Here is a 17,400-nt window from a genome sequence, read left to right as displayed (position 1 = left end):
TGCGCCCGCCGGTGACGCGCCCGCTGCCGACGCGCCGGCCGGCCCGCTGCTGCTGGGCACCCCGCACCGCACCGGGGCGCCCAGCGTGACCGGACTCCACCTCCAGTTCGGCACCGACCCCGCCACCGAGATGACCGTCTCCTGGCTCACCCCGCAGTCCGTACGCCGCCCGCGGGTCCGCTACGGCTCGCCGGACGGCGGCCTCGGCCGCTCCGTCGACGCCGAGACCCGCACCTACCGGGACGCCGTCGACCAGGCCGAGGTGTACGTCCACCACGCCCGCCTCACCGGCCTGCGCCCCGGCACCACGTATCTCTACGGCGCCGGCCACGACGGCGCCAACCCCGAGACGGGCGGCTTCACCACCGCCCCGCGCGGCCGGGCACCCTTCACCTTCACCAGCTTCGGCGACCAGGCCACCCCCAACCTCCGCCGCCGGGTGGTCCTCCCGGACGGCGTTCCCTCGCCGCTCGGCAGGTACCCGGTGTTCACCAGCAGCCAGGTCGGCACCGCGCACTCCGCCGACATCGTCGCCGCCGTGGAACGCGTCGGCCCGCTGTTCAACCTGGTCAACGGCGACCTCTGCTACGCCTCCTACAGCGGTCGGCACGGCCAGGGCCGCACCGCCACCTGGGCCGACTGGTTCATCAACAACAGCCGCTCGGCCCGGCTGCGCCCCTGGATGCCCTGCGCGGGCAACGGCGAGAACGAGGGCGGCAACGGCCCGATCGGCGCCCTCGGCTACCAGACCTACTTCTCGCTGCCCGACTCCACGGCCTCCGCCGATGAGGAGACCAGGGGCATGTGGTATGCCTTCACGGTCGGCTCGGTGCGCTTCGTCAGCCTGGCCAACGACGACGTGGCCATCCAGGACTCCGGCGACAGCTACCTGCGCGGCTACTCCGGGGGCGCCCAACAGCGCTGGCTGGAGCGGGAGTTGCGGGCGGCACGGGGCAACAGGTCGATCGACTGGATCGTGGTGTGCATGCACCACCCGATGATGTCCAGCTCGCGGCACGGCGCCGGCGGCGACCTCGGCGTCCGCGAGGCCTGGGGACCGCTGTTCGACGCCTACGGGGTCGACCTGGTGGTCTGCGGCCACGAGCACTACTACGAGCGCTCGCACGCCGTCCGCGGCACCCTGCCCAACGACACCCGCACCCCGGTGCCGGTCGACACCAGGACCGACCTGATCGACACCGGGCGCGGCACCGTCCACATGGTCATCGGCACCGGGGGCAACGCCGCCACCACCCAGGACGACCTGTTCCCCGAGCCCAGGGGCCGGGTGGTGGTCGCCCTGGAGGACGCGCCGCGCCCGCCGGCGCCGTACCGGGAGTCGGTCTGGCTCACCGAGGACGCGCCGTGGGCCGCCCACCAGGACCGCACCCACACCCACGGCTTCGCCGCCTTCGACGTCGACCCAGGCGACCGGCGCGGCGGCACCACCACCATGCGGGTCACCTACTACACCTTCGACGGGCCGCACGGCGACCTCAGCCCGGTGGACACCTTCACGCTGTACCGGAGCCGGACCGACGGGCGGGGCTGACGGGCCCGATCGCTGCCGGGGCGGCCCCCGTCAGCGCCGGAACAGGCCCGTGAGCACGTCCCACCAACCGCGGCGCTGCGCCGGGACGGTCGGGGCGACCGGCTCCGGGGTTCCACCGGCCTCGGCACTCCGGGCCGCCGGGACGGCCGGAGCCCCGGACTCCCGCTCCGCGGCCTCGTTCGCCGCCCGCTCCGCCTCGGCCACCGAGACCGGGTCGGGTTCGATGTCGCGGGCGGTGAACTCCACCGGCAGCGCCGTCAGGTGCCGGGAGATCCAGGCCGAGCTCCAGCTCAGCTCCTCCTCCGGCACCGCGAGCCGCACGTCCGGCAGCAGGGTCAGCAGGATGTCGATCCCGGCCTCGGCGACGTGCCGCCCGATGTCCTGGCCCGGGCACTCGTGCGGGCCGGCGCCGAAGGACAGGTGGGAGCGGTTGCCGTACAGCGGCGCGGCCAGGTCGGGCCGGACCACCGGGTCGACGTTGCCCGCCGCGAGCCCGAGCAGCAGCAGGTCCCCGGCCCGGATCAGCTGACCGCCCAGCTCGGTGTCGGCGGTCGCCCAGCGGCCCGCCACCAGGGACATCGGCGGGGAGTCCCAGAGCACCTGGTCCAGGGCCTCGCCCAGGGTCATCTGCCCGCCGGAGAGGTGGGCGCGGAAGCGCGGGTCGGTCAGCACCATCTTCAGCGAGTCGGCGATCAGGTTGACGGTCGTCTCGTTCGCCGCCAGCAGCACCACCCGCAGGTGCTCCATCACCTCGTCCTCGGTCAGCCCGGCGGGGTGCGCCAGGAGCCGGCTGGTCAGGTCGTCCCCGGGGCTGTCGCGCCGGATGGCGATGGTCCGGCGCAGACCGGCGACCACGTACTCGTTGCTGGCGATCGCCGTCTCGGTGCCCTTCATCAGGTCCCGGGCGGCGGTCACCAGCTGCGGACCGTACTCGTCGGGCATGCCGAGCAGCTTGGTCATCACCAGCATCGGCAGGTGCTCGGCGAACTGGGAGATCAGCTCGGCCTCGCCGGTCGGCCCGACCACCTGGACCAGGTCGGTGGTGAAGCGGCGGACGTGGCGGCGGATGCCGCGCCGGTCGAAGCCGTTCAGGCCGTCCAGCAGCGCCCCGCGCAGCCGTCGGTGCTCCTCGCCGTCCGCGAACACGCAGATCGGCTGCCAGGCGACCACCGGCAGCAGCGGGGAGTCCGCCGGCACCTCGTCGTTGCGGAAGGCGCTCCACAGCCGGGAGTCCCGGGAGAACAGCGAGGGGGTGCGCATCACGGTGATGTTGGCGCCGTGGCCGAGCACCAGCCAGGCCCGGTGGTCGCCGTGCAGCAGCACCGGGGCCACCTCGCCGTGTTCGGCGCGCAGCTTCTCGTACAGGCCGGCCGGGTCGGTCTCGGCCTCGGGGCCGTACAGCCGGCGCAGGCCGCCGGGGCCGGTCGGGCCGATGCCGCCCGCGTGGGCCGGACACCCGGGCGGCGGGGCGGCAGCGGCGTACGTGGGGACGGCGGGTTCGGGGAAGGGGCTGGTCACGGAATCTCCGGTCGCGGGGGTCGGTCGCGGGGGGGCTGGCACAGGGTCGGGCACGGGGTCGGGCACGGGCGTCGGACGGACGGGCCGTCGGATCAGCCGGTGCGCGGGGCGGCCAGCTCGTACAGGTAGTGCATCAGGGTCATCAGGGTGTCCCGGCTGGACTCCCGGCTGCGCGCGTCGCAGGCGACGATCGGTACCTCGGCCGGCAGGTCCAGTGCGTTCCGCAGCTCGTCGAGCGGGACGGACGGCGATTCCGGGAAGCTGTTGACGGCCACCACGAAGGGCACGCCGCGCTCCTCCAGCCGCCCGATCACCTCGAAGCTGACCTCCAGCCGGCGGGTGTCCACCAGTACCACCGCGCCCAGGGCGCCCTCGAACAGACCGTTCCAGAGGAACCAGAACCGCTCCTGGCCGGGGGTGCCGAAGACGTACAGCACGAGCCGGTCGCTGATGCTGATCCGGCCGAAGTCCATGGCCACGGTGGTGGAGGTCTTCTGCTCGACGCCGGTCGGGTCGTCCACGCCGACCCCGGCCTGGGTCATGGTCTCCTCGGTGGTCAGCGGACGGATCTCGCTGACCGCGCTGACCAGCGTCGTCTTGCCGACGCCGAAGCCGCCGACGATCACCACCTTGACGGCGGTGGTGACGGTGTCGGGCAGCAGGTCCGCACCGGCCGGACCGGCCACCGTGTCAGAGCCGCTGAAGTCCATGGATCACCGCCTCCAACAGGGCACGGTCGGGGAGTTCCGCCGCGGGCACGGCGGCGGTGCGGGCCTCGATCAGCCCGTCGTCGAGCAGGTCCGCCAGCAGGACGGTGACCACGCTGGCGGGCAGCTCCAGGTAGGCGGAGACCTCCGCGACCGAGAGCGGGGAGCGGCACAGCCGCAGGATGGCGGCGTGCTCCGGCTGGTGGGCGGGGGTCGGCTCCGCGCGGGAGACGATCAGGGTGACCAGGTCGAAGACCCCCGGCCCCGCGGGGCTGCTGCGGCCCCGGGTGATCACGTACAGCCGGTCGGGCTCGGGGCCCTCCCAGCCGCCCTGCTCGGCCGTCATGCCACCGCCTCGCTGTGCTCGTTCATGTGCCCGTCCCGCTGTGCTCGTTCATGTGCCCGCCCCGCCGCCGAAGCCCGTGGCGGCGGGCCGGGCCGGGCGCCGGTTCACGCGACCACCTCGGGGTTGCGCGGCGGCGTGGACAGGTGCTCGCCGATCCTCGCGACCAGGTCGCGCATCTGGTGGCTCACCAGCCCGGCGTCCACGCCCTCGTCGGCGAGCACCGCGAGGTAGGCCCGGTCGCCGGCCGCCATCAGGTAGAAGTAGCCGCCGTCCACCTCGATCACCACCAGCCGCATCGAGCCGTCGCCGTGCGGGAACTCGTGCCCGATCGCGCCGGCCAGGCTCTGCAGCCCGGCGCAGGCGGCGGCGAGGCGGTCGGCGGTGTCCGGGTCGGTGCCGTACTGGGCGATCCGCAGGCCGTCGGCGGACAGCACGATGATGTGGCGTACGCACGGGACGCTGTGCGCGAGGTCGTTGAGGATCCAGTCCATGTTGCTGCGGTGCGGAATCACTGCTCGCCTTTCCCTGCCGTCTCTTCAGTGGTGTGTGCGGCGCTGATGTGCCCGGCACCGGGCTGCCCGGGGCCTGCCTGTCCGGGACCTTGCTGTCCGGCACCGGTCTGCCCGCCGTCGGTGCCGCGCCCGGCGTCCGGCGTGCGTCCGGACGGTGCGGGGCCGGTGCCCTTGATGCCGTCCATGAACGCCTCCAGCCACAGGCCCGGCTGCTTCGGTTCCTTGGCGGGGACCGGAGTCGGGGCCGGGGCGGAGGCATGGCGCGGCGCCTGGGCCGGCGGCCCCGCGGGCCTGGCGGCGGCGCGGGCGGTGAACCCGCCCCTGGGCACCGAAGGGCGGCTCCGCCGGCGCTGCGGCAGGCCGTTGGGCGTCCACTCGGTCACGATCACCTCATCGTCCCCGGAGGCCGAGACGGAGGGCCCCCACGGGTTGGTCGAGCCGTACGACGGCCCGACGCCCGCCGAGGTCGTCCGGGCACCCCCGGGTCGCCCGGGGGCCGCGTGCCGGGGCGGGTTCGGCGGAAGCGGGCGCGGGCCGGAGAAGGCGCCGATGCCGTGCGCCCGCCCGGTCGGCGGTGCGGTGGTGAGCAGCTCCTGCGGCACGACCAGCACCGCCCGCACGCCGCCGTACGCGGAGCGGCGCAGCGAGACCTGGAAGCCGTACGCCTGGCAGAGCCGGCCGACGATGGCGAAGCCCAGCCGGGGTGACTCGGTGAGGTCGTCGAAGTCCTTGGAGACCATCGCCTCGCGCATCGCCCGCTCGGCGCGGAGCCTGGCCTCGTCGGTCAGGCCGAGTCCGCCGTCCTCGATCTCGATCGCCATCCCGCTCTGCACCTCGGAGGCGCTCAGGTGCACGTGGGTGTGCGGCGGAGAGTAGCGGGTGGCGTTGTCGAGCAGTTCGGAGACGGCGTGGATCAGCGGCTCGACGGCCGGTCCCGTGACCGAGATCTGCGCCACCGGGTGGAGGTCCACCCGCTGGTACTCCAGGATCCGGGACATGCCGCCGCGCAGCACGCTGTAGAGCGCGATCGGACGGGTCCACTGGCGGCCGGGGCGGGCGCCGGACAGCACGGCGATGCTGTCGGCCAGCCGGCCGGTCAGTGCGTTGCCGTGGTCCAGGCGCAGCAGGTCGTCGAAGACGGCGGGGTCGTTGCCGTGCCGGTCCTCCATCTCCCGCAGGTCCTTGGCCTGCCGGTGGATGATGGCCTGCACCCGGCGGGCGATGTTGACGAAGGCGCGCTCGGCCGAGTCGCGCCGGCTGGCCTCGTCGTCGACGGCTTTGGCGACGCCCTCGGCGAGGTTCACCAGGGAGCGGCGGAAGCGCGGCGAGACGGGTGCGTCGCCGGTCTCCAGCGGACGGGTCAGGACGTCGAACGAGTACCCGTACCGGGCCCCGGCGACGATCCTGCCCAGCTCGCCGCGGCCGAGCCGGTCCAGCTCGTCCTCCTGACCGGCCAGGCGGCGCTGCAACTCCTCCAGCTGCCGGGAGTGCCGGTCGCGTGACTCACTCAGCACCCGCCCCCGGCGGGCCGACTCGGCGGCCACCACGGCCACCAGCACGGTGCCCGTCGCCCCGCACCACAGCACCCCGGCCCGGGCCCCGGCGGACACCACCACCGCGGCGACCGCCACGGCCGCGGCCATCACGGCCGTCGGCAGCAGCCAGCCGAGCAGTGGCGCGCGGCGCCGTCTGGCGGGTGACGATCCAGCTCGAAGCATTCAGCATCCTCAGACGATCGGAACAGTACGGGGGGACGGGTGGTGACCGGCTCCGGTGGCGTGGTGGTGCAGCATAGCCAAGTTCAGGACATCCTGACCGAAAGTAAAAAATACCGTCCCGCAACCGACTTGTGGCAACGTGCCGGACAACCCCGACATCTCGTACACCAGTCGCAACCGGACCGGCCAGTGCCCATCCACCAGGCTTCTCGCCCCGGCGCCCGCGCGCCGCCGACCCGCTCCGGATTCGCTCATGTGAAGGGTTTCCTCGCCAAGTCCCGCCACCTCCCGAGGAGTTCGTGCTACGGCGGCCGTCCCGGTCAACCCGACACATGGCAATCACCCGGACGAGGCCGCACCGCCGGGCCTGCCGAACCCGGCCCCGGGGCCCGGATTCCCCTGCGTGCCGGGCGCGGTGACCCTAGGGTCACCGCATGACAGATCACGGCAGCCGCCCACCGGCCCGGCCTGGCCGGACCCTGCGCCACCTCATGGGCCACGCGGTCTGGACGGGCATGCTGGAGGACGCGTTCGAGCGCCGCCACCCGATCGGCGCCACCCTGCTGCGCCAGGGCGAACCGGGTACCCACGTCCTCGCCCTGCTGGCCGGAGTGGCCAAGGTGAGCCGGCGGGAACGCAACGGCGACGTCCGGCTGCTGGCATTCCGGGGTCCGGGCGAACTCCTCGGGGAAGTGGCCGTCCTGGACGACGGCGTCCGCTCGGCGAGCGTCCAGGCGATCTCCGACTGCACGGTCGCGGTCCTCGCCAAGGCGGTCTTCCTGCGCTTCGTCGCCGACCGCGAGCTGTTCCCCGTGATGGTCCGCTACGCCATGGGCCGGCTGCGGGAATCCGACCTGGCCCGGACCGGCGGCGACGTCGTGCCGCGGCTGGCGGCAGCCCTGGTCGCGCTCGCCGACCTCTCCGCGGGCCCCGCGGCGACGCCCGGCCGCCGGATCGAACTCGCCCTGACCCGGGACGAACTGGCCCAGCACCTCGGGGTGTCCCGGAACACCGTCACCGCGGCCCTCGGGGCACTGGCCGCCCACGGTGTCGACGCCGGCCGGAAGTCCATCGCCCTCGGCGATCTCCCCGCCCTCCGCCGCGCGGCCGTGCCGCCCGGTGACTGACGCCCCGCCCCCTTCCCGTGTGACCTCCGTCACCCGCTTTCCGCACCGACCGGGCACACCGCGCGGCGCCGTCTCGCGAAGCTTGGTGACGCAAGGTCAGCACGGAACGACGAAGGAGCAGAGATGACCGAGTTCGACCAGCCGATGCCCGAGGCCAGTGCCCTGCCGTACAGCCGCAGCCGGCACCTCCCGCCGTACCGGGGCATCGTCGCCGTGGATGCCAAGGACTTCACCGGGTACCCGGCGATCGAGCACGGCGTGATCAGCAAGTCCGTGCCGGAGGTGCTCCAGTGGTCCTTCGAGCGGGCCGGACTGGCCGAGGTCTGGCAGGAGCGGCGGTTCCCGAACTCGACCGGCGACGGATACGTGTTCGGCTTCGACCCGGCCTGGATGCCCTTCCTGATCCACCCCTGGCTGAACACCCTCCAGGAGGTGCTCACGGAGTTCAACGTGCACTCCGTCGGGACGGTGCGCATCCGGCTGCGGGTCAGCCTCCACATCGGCCCGCTCCCGGACACGGGCGGCGAGTTCGACGGCAACGGCACCCCGCGCAACGACACCCACCGGCTGCTTGACTCCCGTCCGGTGAAGGCGATGCTGGCGGCCTCCAACGAGAGCATCACCCACGTGGCGGCCATCCTGTCCGACCGGTGCTACCAGGACGCGGTGGCCGGCGGCTACACCGGGCGCCACCCCGACCACTTCATCGAGGTGCCGGCGACGGTGGAGGGCAAGCGCTTCGACCAGCAGGCGTGGCTGTACGTGCCCACGCCGTCGGGGAACCTGTACGACCGGCGGATCCTCGGTGACACCGTCGTGGCGGAACAGGAGGGGCAGGACGGACGGAAGCCGGGCGAACCGCGGGCCGGACGCCCGGAGGGCCGCCGCGCGCCGCGGACGGTGGTGACCCAGCGGGGCGACGGCAGCAACCTGAACTCCGGCACGGTGCACGGCGGCCAGAGCGTCACCAACGCCAGCGGCCCGTACGCGGGACGCGACTTCGTGCGCGGGGACTCGCTCGGGGGCTTCGGCGGCGACTACGTGACGGGGAACAAGGGCGACACCGTCCACGGCGACAAGAACGAGCACCACCGGTGAACCCCGACGAGCGTCCGGCGATCGAAGGGCCGTCCGGCGGGGCGGACGACCTCGATCCCGACCTCGACTTCGATGACCTCGGCGGCGGCCTCGCGGACCGCTTCGCCGCCTGGGGGGCTGATCGCCCGCACTTCATCTACGCGCCGCACGGAAACATCAACGCCGGTTCGGTGCACGGGGACCAGCGCGTCGAGAACGGTGGTGTCGGAACTGCGCCGGGCACCGGCGAGCGGGTCGAGGCGCAGGACGGCCCCATCTCCGGCCTGGAGGTCCTGGCCGCCCGGACGGGGTTCGCGGAGCCGGACTGCTTCCCCGAGGCGCTGCGGACGCTCGGCACCCGCCTGCTCTTCCTCGCCGGGGACCCCGGCACCGGGCGCCGGACCACGGCCCTCAACCTGCTGTTCGAGCGCAGCGGTCACAGCGTCACGGCCCTGCGCGCCCTCGACAGCGACTCGGACCTGTCGTCCTGGCGGCCGACGAACAGCGAGGCGCGCGGCTACCTGGTGCACGGACTGTCGCCCACGGTCCGTCTCGGCCCGGCCGCGATCGCCAAGCTCCGCCAGCGGTTGGACGATGCCAAGGCCTTCATGGTGGTCATGCTGCCGTACGACGCCGACCGTCTCCGGGGCGTGGCCCGCGACCTGGAGCTCAGCCCGGTGCGCTACACACCTCCGTCGCCGCGTGCGGTCTTCGCCGCGCGCCTGGAGGCCGTGGTGCCCGCCCCGGAGCGACGCCGAGCGCTGCTGGACCGGTTGGAACCTGACCTGGACGAACTGCTGGCACCCGAGCTGATGCCGTCCCAGGTCGCCGAACTCGTCGACGAGGTGAGTCGTTCCGGTGACGACGGCCCCGACCCGGCCGACCTCGGCCAGCGGCTCAGCTTCCTCGCGGAAACGGAAGTCCCCGACCTCCTGAAGGAACTTCGCGAGGACCCGGACGCGCTGGCGTTCCTGCTGGTGACGAGTGTCCTGGAAGGGCTCGACCACCGGATCGTCCGGGATGAGACCGACCGCTTGCTGAAGCTGGCCGACGGCCGTCTGAACGCGGTGCTGCGGGCGGGTACGGACGGGCAGACGCAGGTCGTGCCCGGCGAGGCACCGCAGCCGAATCCGCGGTTCGTCTTCCGGCGTTCACTGGACGAGCTGTTGGCGACCGTCAGGGCCGAGTGCTCGCCCGGTGGGACCCGGAGGACCTCGGGTTACGCCTACACGGTGGAACCGATCCGCTTCAAACGGCACCGGCAGGCGGAGACGGTGCTGCGGCACGTCTGGCGACAGTACGGAGAGGTGTCGGGACTGCTGACCGAATGGATCAACGAAGTCCCTGCCTCCGAGTCCGATCTGGCCGAACCCATGGGCCGCGTGGTGGGTCTGGCCACGGGTTGGAGCGGTGGCCGTCAGGCATTGACCCACATCCGCGAGCTGGCCCGATCCGAGCACCCGCGGAGCCGGAGCATCGCCGCGTACGCGCTGGGGATCGCAGCCCGGGACCCGATCCTCGTCGGCGAGGTGAAGTACCGCCTCACCAGTTGGAGCTTGAGCGGCTGGCGACTCCGGTCGACCGCGGCCGGCGCCTGTGGGGGAGACTTCGGAGCGGCCCGGCCGGAATTCGCACTCTCACTGCTCCGGCGCTGCTACCGAGGTCAGGACGGCGACGAGCGCGAAGTCGCCAGTGCGGTGCGCTGGTCACTACGGAGTCTCTTCGCCGGTGGCAACCAGACGGCCGTGTTCCGGGAGCTTCTGGAGTGGGCGGACCAGCCGGGGCCTGACGCCGAACTCGCGCTCACCGTCCTCCCCGATCTGCTCGAGGACCCGTTCTGGTTCCTGGGACAGCTGGGCCCCGACGGCGAACTCGGCGAGGGCGTGGTCACGATCATCAGGCGAGCCCTGAACGAACGGGATCTGTTCGCCGGTACCAGCCGCAGGCTGCTCGGCTGGTGCCAGCAGGCGGTCTGGGACGAACCGCTCCGAGTTCCGGTGGAGGCGTTGCTCATCGCGCTCTCACAGGAGATGCACCCTGGCGAGTTCGGGCTGTTGGCCGAGATCGACGGCAGTGACGACCCCGATCTGGTCGGCCGCGACATCGCCCACCGCGCCCTGGAGGCCTGGCGGCACGGCGAGCCGCAGCCGTACCGCACCGACCCCCTGTCCGGAGGACCCGATGACCGTCGACACTGACCCGCCCGTCTACACCCAGGCCACGCGCGCCCCCTGGCGGGAGATCCTCCGGCACCGTTGGTCCGGGCGGCGAGACCGGGCCCTGGTCCTGCGGGACCGGGCCGGGCTGCACCACCAGTTGGGGGAGGTCCGCCCGGGGCCGGCCGACGCGGAGGAGGGGAGCGGAGCCGCCCCTCGGCTGGGACTGCGCGGATTCGACCGGGCGTACCTGGTCGAGCTGGACGAGCGCCCGGACATCCGGGCGGTCCGTCTCCCCACTCCGTACGGCACGGAATCGGTGGAGGTCCACGTCCTGTGGTGGGTCCACGATGCCGCGCAGGTCGTGCGCACCCGGACCAGCCGGGGCTGGCTGCCGGTCCGCAAGGATCTCGAAGGCCGCCTGCGCCAGCTCAACGAGCAGTTCGCCGCCGTGCAGGCCAGGTTGGGCCCCGAGGAACTGGTGCAGTACCTCGCGGCCCCGTACGTGCTGCCCCACTTCGGTCTCAGTTACCGCGTCACGGACGTGTTCGCCCGCGAGCACGGGAACGAACTGAGGCTGGGGGAGCCCGATGCGATGGACGTGCCCTTCGACTGGATGGCCAAGAGCCAGGAGGAGTACGGCTTCTGTCGGCGGGCCGTCCAGGACGGCCCGCTCGCGCTCGCGGGGTTGTGGCTCGCCAGGAAGCCCGACGAGGTGCGCGACGTCCTCGACTGGGTGGTCAAGCACGCCGAACTGCTCCGGGGCGAGACCACCTGGCAGGACGACATGGCGGGCATGCTGGGAACGTTGACGGCGCAGGAGCAGGACGAGCTGTCCAGGATCCTGCGCGACCGCCTGGTCGCCCTCGGACGGAAGGTCCCCGGTCCTGCCCCGCAGGCTCCGGGGCCGGACTTCGCCAAGGTTCGTTCCCACGTCAACGGCTGGTCCGGCGGTGTCCCGAACGGGGTGCCGCGGTGACCCGGGCCGGCGTGCGCCGCGAGCCGGCGCGACGCGTCGCCCGCAGGCGTTCTGTGGGCAGGGCGCCCCGGCTGCCCGTGGTCCGGTCCCGCGGGCCCGCCGCGCCGGCAGTGCCGCCGTCCCCGTCCCCGTCCTCGCTCTCGGCGATGGAGCGCCTGATGGCGGCCAACAGCGCGGAACTCGTCCGGGCTGACACCAAGGCGGCCGTCTTCCTGGCCTTCACCGGCGCGGTGCTCGCCACGTTCATCCCCTTGGACGGCGGGGCCGGCCCCGGATCTCCGGCCTGGCCGGGGCCGCTGCTGCGCTGGAGCGCCGTGGCCGGCGCGCTGCTGGCCGTCGGCTGCTTCGCCTCCGCACTCGTGCCGCGTCACCGAAAGGGGCGCGGCGGTGGCGCGGACGGTCCCGGCTACTTCGGGCACATCACCCCGGGCGCCGGTCCCGAGCGGCTGCGCCGGGCCTTCGAGCGGGCCGGACACGACCCGGCGGGCCCGCTGCTCTCGGCGCTGGCGGGCACCAGCGCGATCATCCGCGTGAAGTACCGCTGGATCGAGACCGGGACGGTGCTGCTCCTGCTGGCGCTGCCCCAGTTCGCGCTCACCCTCCGGCTGTGACGGCGGACCGCCGGCGGCCCCGGCCGCACCACGGCCGGGGCCCGAAAGACAGGCAACATCTGTTGCCTTCATCAGCAATGACTGTTGACGCCTTCCGCGACAGGTCCGTACAGTGCCGGGCCATGAACACAGGCGATCGTGGACGGCGAGTGGCGGAGGACGTGGCCGGCGGGGGAGGGGTGGAGGGCCTGCGGCGGTTGTCGGAGGTGATCGAGGCGCTGGAGGAGCGGCGGACGGAGCTGGTCGAGGAGCTGCGGCGCGGGCGGGAGGCGACCTGGGAGGAGATCGGGCGGGCCTGCGGAATGACGCGGCAGGGGGCCACCCGGCGGTGGGCGGGGCGGCTGCGGTCGCGGTCGTTCGGGGTCGCGGTCGATGCTTACCAGCACGGCCGGCCGGGCTATCCGCGGGCGCTGGTCGGTTCGGCGGTGCCCCGGGAGGCGCGGCGGGTGCTCGATCTGGGCGCCGGGACGGGCAAGTTGACCGGGCTGCTGGTCGAGGCGGGGCTGGACGTGGTCGCGGTCGAACCCGACGAGGGGATGCGGGCGCGGCTGGCCGCGGCGGTGCCGAAGGCGGCGGTCAGGGCGGGGTCGGCTGAACGGATCCCGCTGCCGGACGGCAGTGTGGACGCCGTGGTGGTGGCGCAGGCCTGGCACTGGTTCGACCAGGCGGTCGCGGTGCCGGAGATCGCCCGGGTGCTCGCCCCCGGCGGGACGCTCGCGCTGGTGTGGAACGTCCGGGACGAGTCCGAGCCGTGGGCCGCCGCGCTGGGCGTGCTGATGCACCGTTCGGCACCGCAGCGGATCGACACCCGGCCGGTCCTCCCGGCGCCGTTCGGCGAGCCCGAGCGGCTGGAGATCCGCTGGGAGCACCTCACCACCCGGGCCGGGATCGTCGACATGGTCGCCTCGCGCAGCTATGTGATCGCGCTGCCGGAGGAGGAGCGGGTGCGCCTGCTGGCCGACGTCGAGCAGCTGCTCGCCACCCACCCGGACCTCGAGGGCCGGGAGGAGATCGCCCTGCCGTACGTGACCAGGTGCACCCGTGTCCGCCTCGGCTGAACGCGACCGGCGCCCCGTGCTGCCGCGCCGCCTCGGCGCGGCGGACGCCGCACCGTACCGCGCCTTCCGGCTGGCGGCGCTGCGCGAGTCGCCGAGCGCCTTCACCTCCAGCCACGCGGAGGAGGCGGGCAGGCCGTTGTCCGCGACGCTGCGCCGGCTGGCCGAGGCTGAGGACGGGCCGGCCGCGCTGGGCGGCTGCGGCAGGTGCTGCTGACGGTCTCGGAGGGCAACGAACCTGCCCTGCGGGTCTACACCGCCTGCGGGTTCGAGGAGTGGGGGCGGGAGCCGAGGGCGGTGCCGGTCGACGGGCGGGCGGTCGCGAAGCTGCACATGGTGTGCCTGCTGGACGCGGAACCGGCGGCGTCGGCCGGGTGTTCCGAACCGTCGGAACCGGCGGCCGGGTCCGGATCCGCACTCCACGCCCGCCCGGCTCCCGCTGTATAAACGGAGGCGAACGGGACCGAGGGGGTTTCAGCATGCACCTGAGGGAACAGCCGGAGAGGGCCGGGGATCCCGGTCGCGACGGGGCCCGGGCCCGACCGTCCGGCACCGGAGCACGACCCGGGGACCGGGCCGCGTCCGCGCAGTCCGGTGGGGCCCTCCAGCGCACCGTCGGCAACGCGGCGACGGCACGCATGATCGCCGGGCACCGGGACGGGGAGGGCGCGGACGGCCGGGCACTGCCGGGGATCCAGCGCGCGCCGGACGGCCGGGCCGCCGCGCCGACGCGGCAGCGGCAGCTGACCCCGGACAACGTGCTGAGGGTCTGTGAGGCCGCCACGTACGACGGGCAGGACGTCACGCCCCGCGGCCGGGCTGCCGCCCTGCGGGACATCGTGTGGAAGGACCACTGGGCCCGGATCTCCGCGGTGTGCCGGAAGCACAAGTACACCATCGCCGTCCGCGAGACCGGGGAGTTCTCCATCCGCCGCATCGCGGAGGGCGCCAAGCCGAAGCCGCACACGATCCTGGAGAAGTCCATCAAGCCTTCGTCCGTCGAGAAGAAGTACGCGCGGGCCGAGGGCGGTTCGGAGCGGGTGCTGGACTGGCTGAAGGCGCACGACCTGAGCGGCTTCGTCGGCCACTGGGACGCGCAGGGCCTGATCGGCGTACGGATCGACAACCCGCCCCCGGCGGTCCGGGCCCTGGGGATCGTCCGGACCGGCGCGGGCGGCGAGCCGTATGTGCCGATCGACATGGACGCACAGGACGGCGGCCCGGAGCTGGCCCAGTTGAAGGCCGATCCGCGGTGGAAGCAGTACCTCTACACCGGGGACTACGACCTGCACGAGGCGTACTCCGCGCAGGGCGGCACGGGCGGCGGCCAGATCCCGGAGGCCACCCCCGAGAAGGCCAAACTGCTCAACCGGCTCAACGCCGGGATCGCGCGGGACACCCAGGAGGCGGTGGTGCGCAGCGGCACGGCGGCGCTGGAGAACGGCAGGCTGCACATGACGGACGACTCCGAGTACGCCATGTTCCAGCACGGTGACCAGGCCACGTACCGGATGAACCAGATCCTGGAGGCGGAGGACGCCGCGCTGGAGGCGCAGGTGGCCCGGCAGGCGGCGCAGCTGGTGCGGGCGGTGGCGACGGAGGCGGACGAGCCGCTGGCGTGGTGCCGGATGGGGCAGTGGTACGTGACCGGGAACCGCGAGGAGCACGCGGTCCTGCGGGCCCGCTGGAACCTGGCCGTACCGCACACCTGGGGCGCCGAGGAGGTGGACCGTACGGCCAGCGGCGGCTACCACACGGCCCGCTACACGGCCTGATCCCGACGTCGGCCAGTCCGCCGGGCACTGACAATTGTCACGGTGTACCGGTGCGCGAGCACACTGCTGCGCGCACCCGGCCGGCGAGCAGCATGGATGCCATGACCACCACCGACCTGCACCACCCCGACACCCGTCGGGCCTTCCGTACCGTGAGGCGGCTCGTGCTCGCCTACCTCGGCCTCAGCGTCGTCACGCTGGTGGCCGCCATCGCCCTCCGTGACCACCACGCGGTGGTCAACGACGCGGTGCTGGTCCGCGGCACCATCGTCGTGGCCAGCGCCGCACTCACCCTCCTGCTGACCGTCCGGGCCGCCAACGGTTCCCGGGGCGCCTTCCGGCGGCTGCGGATCATCTCGGCCGTCATGATCGTCGCGATCGCCGCCATCGTCGCCCTGCCCGGGACGTTCCCGGCGTGGATGAAGGCCGAGCAGGCCGTGTGCGGGCTCGCCCTGCTGGGCGTGGCCGCGGTGGTCAACGGACGGCACCTGCGTAGCCTGTTCGCCAGGCTCTGAGGAGGGGGACGCAAGGGTGACCGACCACGACGTCGGCCGCGAGTGCGACCAGGACCCCGGCCGCCCGGCCGCCTCCCCCGGCCGGGACGGCCCGCCGCACCCCGTCCGGAGCTGGGGGCAGGGCCGGCGGCGCCTCCTGCTGGGCAGCGGGATGATGGTCTTCCCCGCGCTCACCGCCATGGCCGTGAGCGGCACCGTCTCCGGCGCGGCGGCGATCGCCGGATACGCCGTGGTCGTCGCGTTCTGCCTCTGCTACGCGCTGCTGGCCCTCGCCCTCGGGCGCGGCCGGCCGCGCTGGATCGCCCCGCTGCTGGTGGCGATGACGGCGCTCTTCCTGGCCGCGCTGCCGTTCGCCCACGAGGACTCCTTCTTCCTCGCCACCGTGGTCGTCTCCGCGGTCGCGATCCGGTGGCGCGGGTACGCGGCGAGGGCGGTGGCGGCCGGTACGGTGGCCGCGCTGGTGGTGCCCTGGGCGGTGCGCCCCTGGCACACCGGGCCGGGCGGATTCCAGGCGCTGGCCCTCCTGTTCACCTCGCTCACCTGCGGCGCCTTCGCCGAGATCGCCGCCACCAACAGCGCCCTGGTCGCCGCAAGGGCCGAGGTGGCGCGGCTCGCCTCGGAGGCCGAGCGCAACCGGATCGCCCGGGACCTGCACGACCTGCTGGGGCACTCGCTCACCGCGATCACCGTCAAGTCCCGCCTCGCGCAACGGATGGCGGTCAAGGACCTGGACCAGGCGGTGGCGGAGATGGCCGCCGTGGAGACGCTGTCCCGCCAGACGCTGTCCGACGTGCGCGCCGCCGTCACCGGCTACCGCGAGGTGACCCTGACCGGTGAACTCGCCCGCGGACGCGAACTGCTGCGCGCCGCCGGGGTGGTGGCCGACCTGCCGACGGCGGCGGACGCGGTCGCGCCGGGGGAGCGCGAACTGTTCGGCTGGGTGCTGCGCGAGGGGATCACCAACGTGGTCAGGCACGCCAGGGCCGGGCGCTGCTCGGTGCTGCTCACCGCCACCACGGTGGAGATCCGCGACGACGGGACCGGCGGCCGCGGCGGCGGCATCAGCCTGGACCGAACCGCCGGCAAGGGCCTGACCGGCCTGCGGGAACGGGTCGCCGCGGCGGGCGGTACGGTCGAGGCCGGCCCGCTGGACCCGCACGGGTGGCGGCTGCTGGTCACCGTCCCGCCGGGCGGCCCTGACCCCGGCAGGCCCGGGACCGGCAACGAAGGGACGAGATGACGATCCGGACGATCCGCCTGCTGCTCGCCGAGGACCAGGAACTGGTCAGGACCGCGCTGCGCGCCCTGCTCGACCTGGAGGACGACTTCGAGGTGGTCGCCGCCGTCGGCCGCGGCGACGAGGTCGCGGAGGCGGCCGCGGAGCACCGGCCGGACGTCGCCCTGCTGGACATCGAGATGCCGGGACTGGACGGCCTGGCGGCGGCCGCCGTGCTGGCTCAGCGGGCGCCGTGGTGCCGGGTCGTCATCCTCACCACCTTCGGCCGCGCGGGCTACCTGCGCCGGGCCATGGAGGCGGGCGCGCTCGGCTTCGTGGTCAAGGACGCCCCGGCCGAGGTGCTGGCCGACGCGATCCGCCGGGTCGCGGCGGGGGAGCGGGTGGTGGGGGGGGGGGAGGGGGGGGGGGGGTGGTTGGGGGAGGGGGGTGGGGGGGGGGGGGGGGGGGGGGGGGGGGGGGGGGGGGGGGGGGGGGGGGGGGGGGGGGGGGGGGGGGGGGGGGGGGGGGGGGGGGGG

17 protein-coding genes are annotated in these 17,400 nt (G+C 73.9%); 12 read left to right on the top strand and 5 right to left on the bottom strand.

What is annotated here, in order from left to right:
* The coding region (locus tag BU198_RS11965) for a purple acid phosphatase family protein (RefSeq protein ID WP_188296819.1) at positions 1-1,552 on the top strand (1,552 nt) is incomplete at its 5' end.
* Positions 1,553-1,582: 30 nt separating this feature from the next.
* Here the strand turns inward: BU198_RS11965 and BU198_RS11960 are convergent.
* The 5 genes from BU198_RS11960 to BU198_RS11940 all read right to left on the bottom strand — a co-directional run bounded on the left by BU198_RS11960 (position 1,583) and on the right by BU198_RS11940 (position 6,353).
* Positions 1,583-3,070, bottom strand: coding sequence for a cytochrome P450 (locus BU198_RS11960; protein WP_188296818.1), 1,488 nt, complete (start codon positions 3,068-3,070; stop codon positions 1,583-1,585).
* Between the two features lie 92 nt (positions 3,071-3,162).
* Positions 3,163-3,780 (bottom strand): GTP-binding protein, encoded by a 618-nt coding sequence (locus BU198_RS11955; RefSeq protein WP_188296817.1) that lies wholly within the window; start codon positions 3,778-3,780, stop codon positions 3,163-3,165.
* Positions 3,761-4,123, bottom strand: a complete 363-nt coding sequence (locus tag BU198_RS11950) for a DUF742 domain-containing protein (RefSeq protein ID WP_188296816.1) — start codon at positions 4,121-4,123, stop codon at positions 3,761-3,763. The genes BU198_RS11955 and BU198_RS11950 overlap by 20 nt, the downstream gene beginning before the upstream one ends.
* Before the next feature lie 104 nt (positions 4,124-4,227).
* Positions 4,228-4,614 carry a roadblock/LC7 domain-containing protein gene (locus tag BU198_RS11945; RefSeq protein WP_188296815.1) on the bottom strand — a complete coding sequence of 129 codons (387 nt, stop codon included), beginning with the start codon at positions 4,612-4,614 and terminating at the stop codon, positions 4,228-4,230.
* A 17-nt stretch (positions 4,615-4,631) separates the two neighbouring features.
* Positions 4,632-6,353, bottom strand: coding sequence for an ATP-binding protein (locus tag BU198_RS11940; RefSeq protein ID WP_223244268.1), 1,722 nt, complete (start codon positions 6,351-6,353; stop codon positions 4,632-4,634).
* 434 nt (positions 6,354-6,787) lie between these two features.
* On the opposite strand from BU198_RS11940, the gene BU198_RS11935 reads away from it, so the two are divergent.
* The 11 genes from BU198_RS11935 to BU198_RS11885 form a co-directional block, all read left to right on the top strand.
* Positions 6,788-7,480: a Crp/Fnr family transcriptional regulator gene (locus BU198_RS11935; protein WP_223244267.1), complete on the top strand. Its 693-nt coding sequence runs from the start codon at positions 6,788-6,790 to the stop codon at positions 7,478-7,480.
* A gap of 123 nt (positions 7,481-7,603) precedes the next feature.
* Positions 7,604-8,578 carry a hypothetical protein gene (locus BU198_RS11930; protein WP_188296814.1) on the top strand — a complete coding sequence of 325 codons (975 nt, stop codon included), beginning with the start codon at positions 7,604-7,606 and terminating at the stop codon, positions 8,576-8,578.
* A complete protein-coding gene (locus BU198_RS11925) occupies positions 8,575-10,755 on the top strand; it encodes a hypothetical protein (RefSeq protein ID WP_188296813.1) in 2,181 nt (726 codons plus the stop codon). The genes BU198_RS11930 and BU198_RS11925 overlap by 4 nt, the downstream gene beginning before the upstream one ends.
* Positions 10,739-11,692: a hypothetical protein gene (locus BU198_RS11920; protein WP_188296812.1), complete on the top strand. Its 954-nt coding sequence runs from the start codon at positions 10,739-10,741 to the stop codon at positions 11,690-11,692. The genes BU198_RS11925 and BU198_RS11920 overlap by 17 nt, the downstream gene beginning before the upstream one ends.
* Before the next feature lie 158 nt (positions 11,693-11,850).
* Entirely contained in the window at positions 11,851-12,303 is a 453-nt protein-coding gene (locus BU198_RS11915; protein WP_188296811.1) for a Pycsar system effector family protein, read from the top strand.
* 122 nt (positions 12,304-12,425) lie between these two features.
* Complete coding sequence (locus BU198_RS11910) at positions 12,426-13,361, top strand: class I SAM-dependent methyltransferase (RefSeq protein WP_188296810.1); 936 nt, start codon at positions 12,426-12,428, stop codon at positions 13,359-13,361.
* The gene (locus tag BU198_RS11905) at positions 13,345-13,575 is read left to right on the top strand and encodes a hypothetical protein (RefSeq protein WP_188296809.1); all 231 of its coding nucleotides are present in this window, start codon (positions 13,345-13,347) and stop codon (positions 13,573-13,575) included. The genes BU198_RS11910 and BU198_RS11905 overlap by 17 nt, the downstream gene beginning before the upstream one ends.
* A gap of 262 nt (positions 13,576-13,837) precedes the next feature.
* Complete coding sequence (locus BU198_RS11900; protein WP_188296808.1) at positions 13,838-15,133, top strand: hypothetical protein; 1,296 nt, start codon at positions 13,838-13,840, stop codon at positions 15,131-15,133.
* A gap of 101 nt (positions 15,134-15,234) precedes the next feature.
* Positions 15,235-15,648, top strand: coding sequence for a hypothetical protein (locus BU198_RS11895; RefSeq protein ID WP_188296807.1), 414 nt, complete (start codon positions 15,235-15,237; stop codon positions 15,646-15,648).
* Positions 15,649-15,664: 16 nt separating this feature from the next.
* Positions 15,665-16,888 (top strand): sensor histidine kinase, encoded by a 1,224-nt coding sequence (locus BU198_RS11890; RefSeq protein WP_317620078.1) that lies wholly within the window; start codon positions 15,665-15,667, stop codon positions 16,886-16,888.
* A partial coding sequence (locus BU198_RS11885) for a response regulator (RefSeq protein WP_188296806.1) occupies positions 16,885-17,400 on the top strand: 516 nt, incomplete at its 3' end. The genes BU198_RS11890 and BU198_RS11885, both read left to right, overlap by 4 nt.

This window comes from Streptomyces sp. CBMA156 (assembly GCF_014596515.1).
Classification (GTDB): Bacteria; Actinomycetota; Actinomycetes; order Streptomycetales; family Streptomycetaceae; genus Kitasatospora.
Note: the sequence above shows the minus strand (reverse complement) of the source record. Positions and strands in the feature narration are given on the sequence as shown.

Bases quoted from the DNA above. Each gene is read 5' to 3' on its own strand.
- BU198_RS11945 (WP_188296815.1), bottom strand. From the start codon at position 4,614: ATGGACTGGATCCTCAACGACCTCGCGCACAGCGTCCCGTGCGTACGC.
- BU198_RS11910 (WP_188296810.1), top strand. From the start codon at position 12,426: ATGAACACAGGCGATCGTGGACGGCGAGTGGCGGAGGACGTGGCCGGC.
- BU198_RS11940 (WP_223244268.1), bottom strand. From the start codon at position 6,353: ATGCTTCGAGCTGGATCGTCACCCGCCAGACGGCGCCGCGCGCCACTG.
- BU198_RS11955 (WP_188296817.1), bottom strand. From the start codon at position 3,780: ATGGACTTCAGCGGCTCTGACACGGTGGCCGGTCCGGCCGGTGCGGAC.
- BU198_RS11930 (WP_188296814.1), top strand. From the start codon at position 7,604: ATGACCGAGTTCGACCAGCCGATGCCCGAGGCCAGTGCCCTGCCGTAC.
- BU198_RS11920 (WP_188296812.1), top strand. From the start codon at position 10,739: ATGACCGTCGACACTGACCCGCCCGTCTACACCCAGGCCACGCGCGCC.
- BU198_RS11935 (WP_223244267.1), top strand. From the start codon at position 6,788: ATGACAGATCACGGCAGCCGCCCACCGGCCCGGCCTGGCCGGACCCTG.
- BU198_RS11900 (WP_188296808.1), top strand. From the start codon at position 13,838: ATGCACCTGAGGGAACAGCCGGAGAGGGCCGGGGATCCCGGTCGCGAC.
- BU198_RS11915 (WP_188296811.1), top strand. From the start codon at position 11,851: ATGGCGGCCAACAGCGCGGAACTCGTCCGGGCTGACACCAAGGCGGCC.
- BU198_RS11950 (WP_188296816.1), bottom strand. From the start codon at position 4,123: ATGACGGCCGAGCAGGGCGGCTGGGAGGGCCCCGAGCCCGACCGGCTG.
- BU198_RS11895 (WP_188296807.1), top strand. From the start codon at position 15,235: ATGACCACCACCGACCTGCACCACCCCGACACCCGTCGGGCCTTCCGT.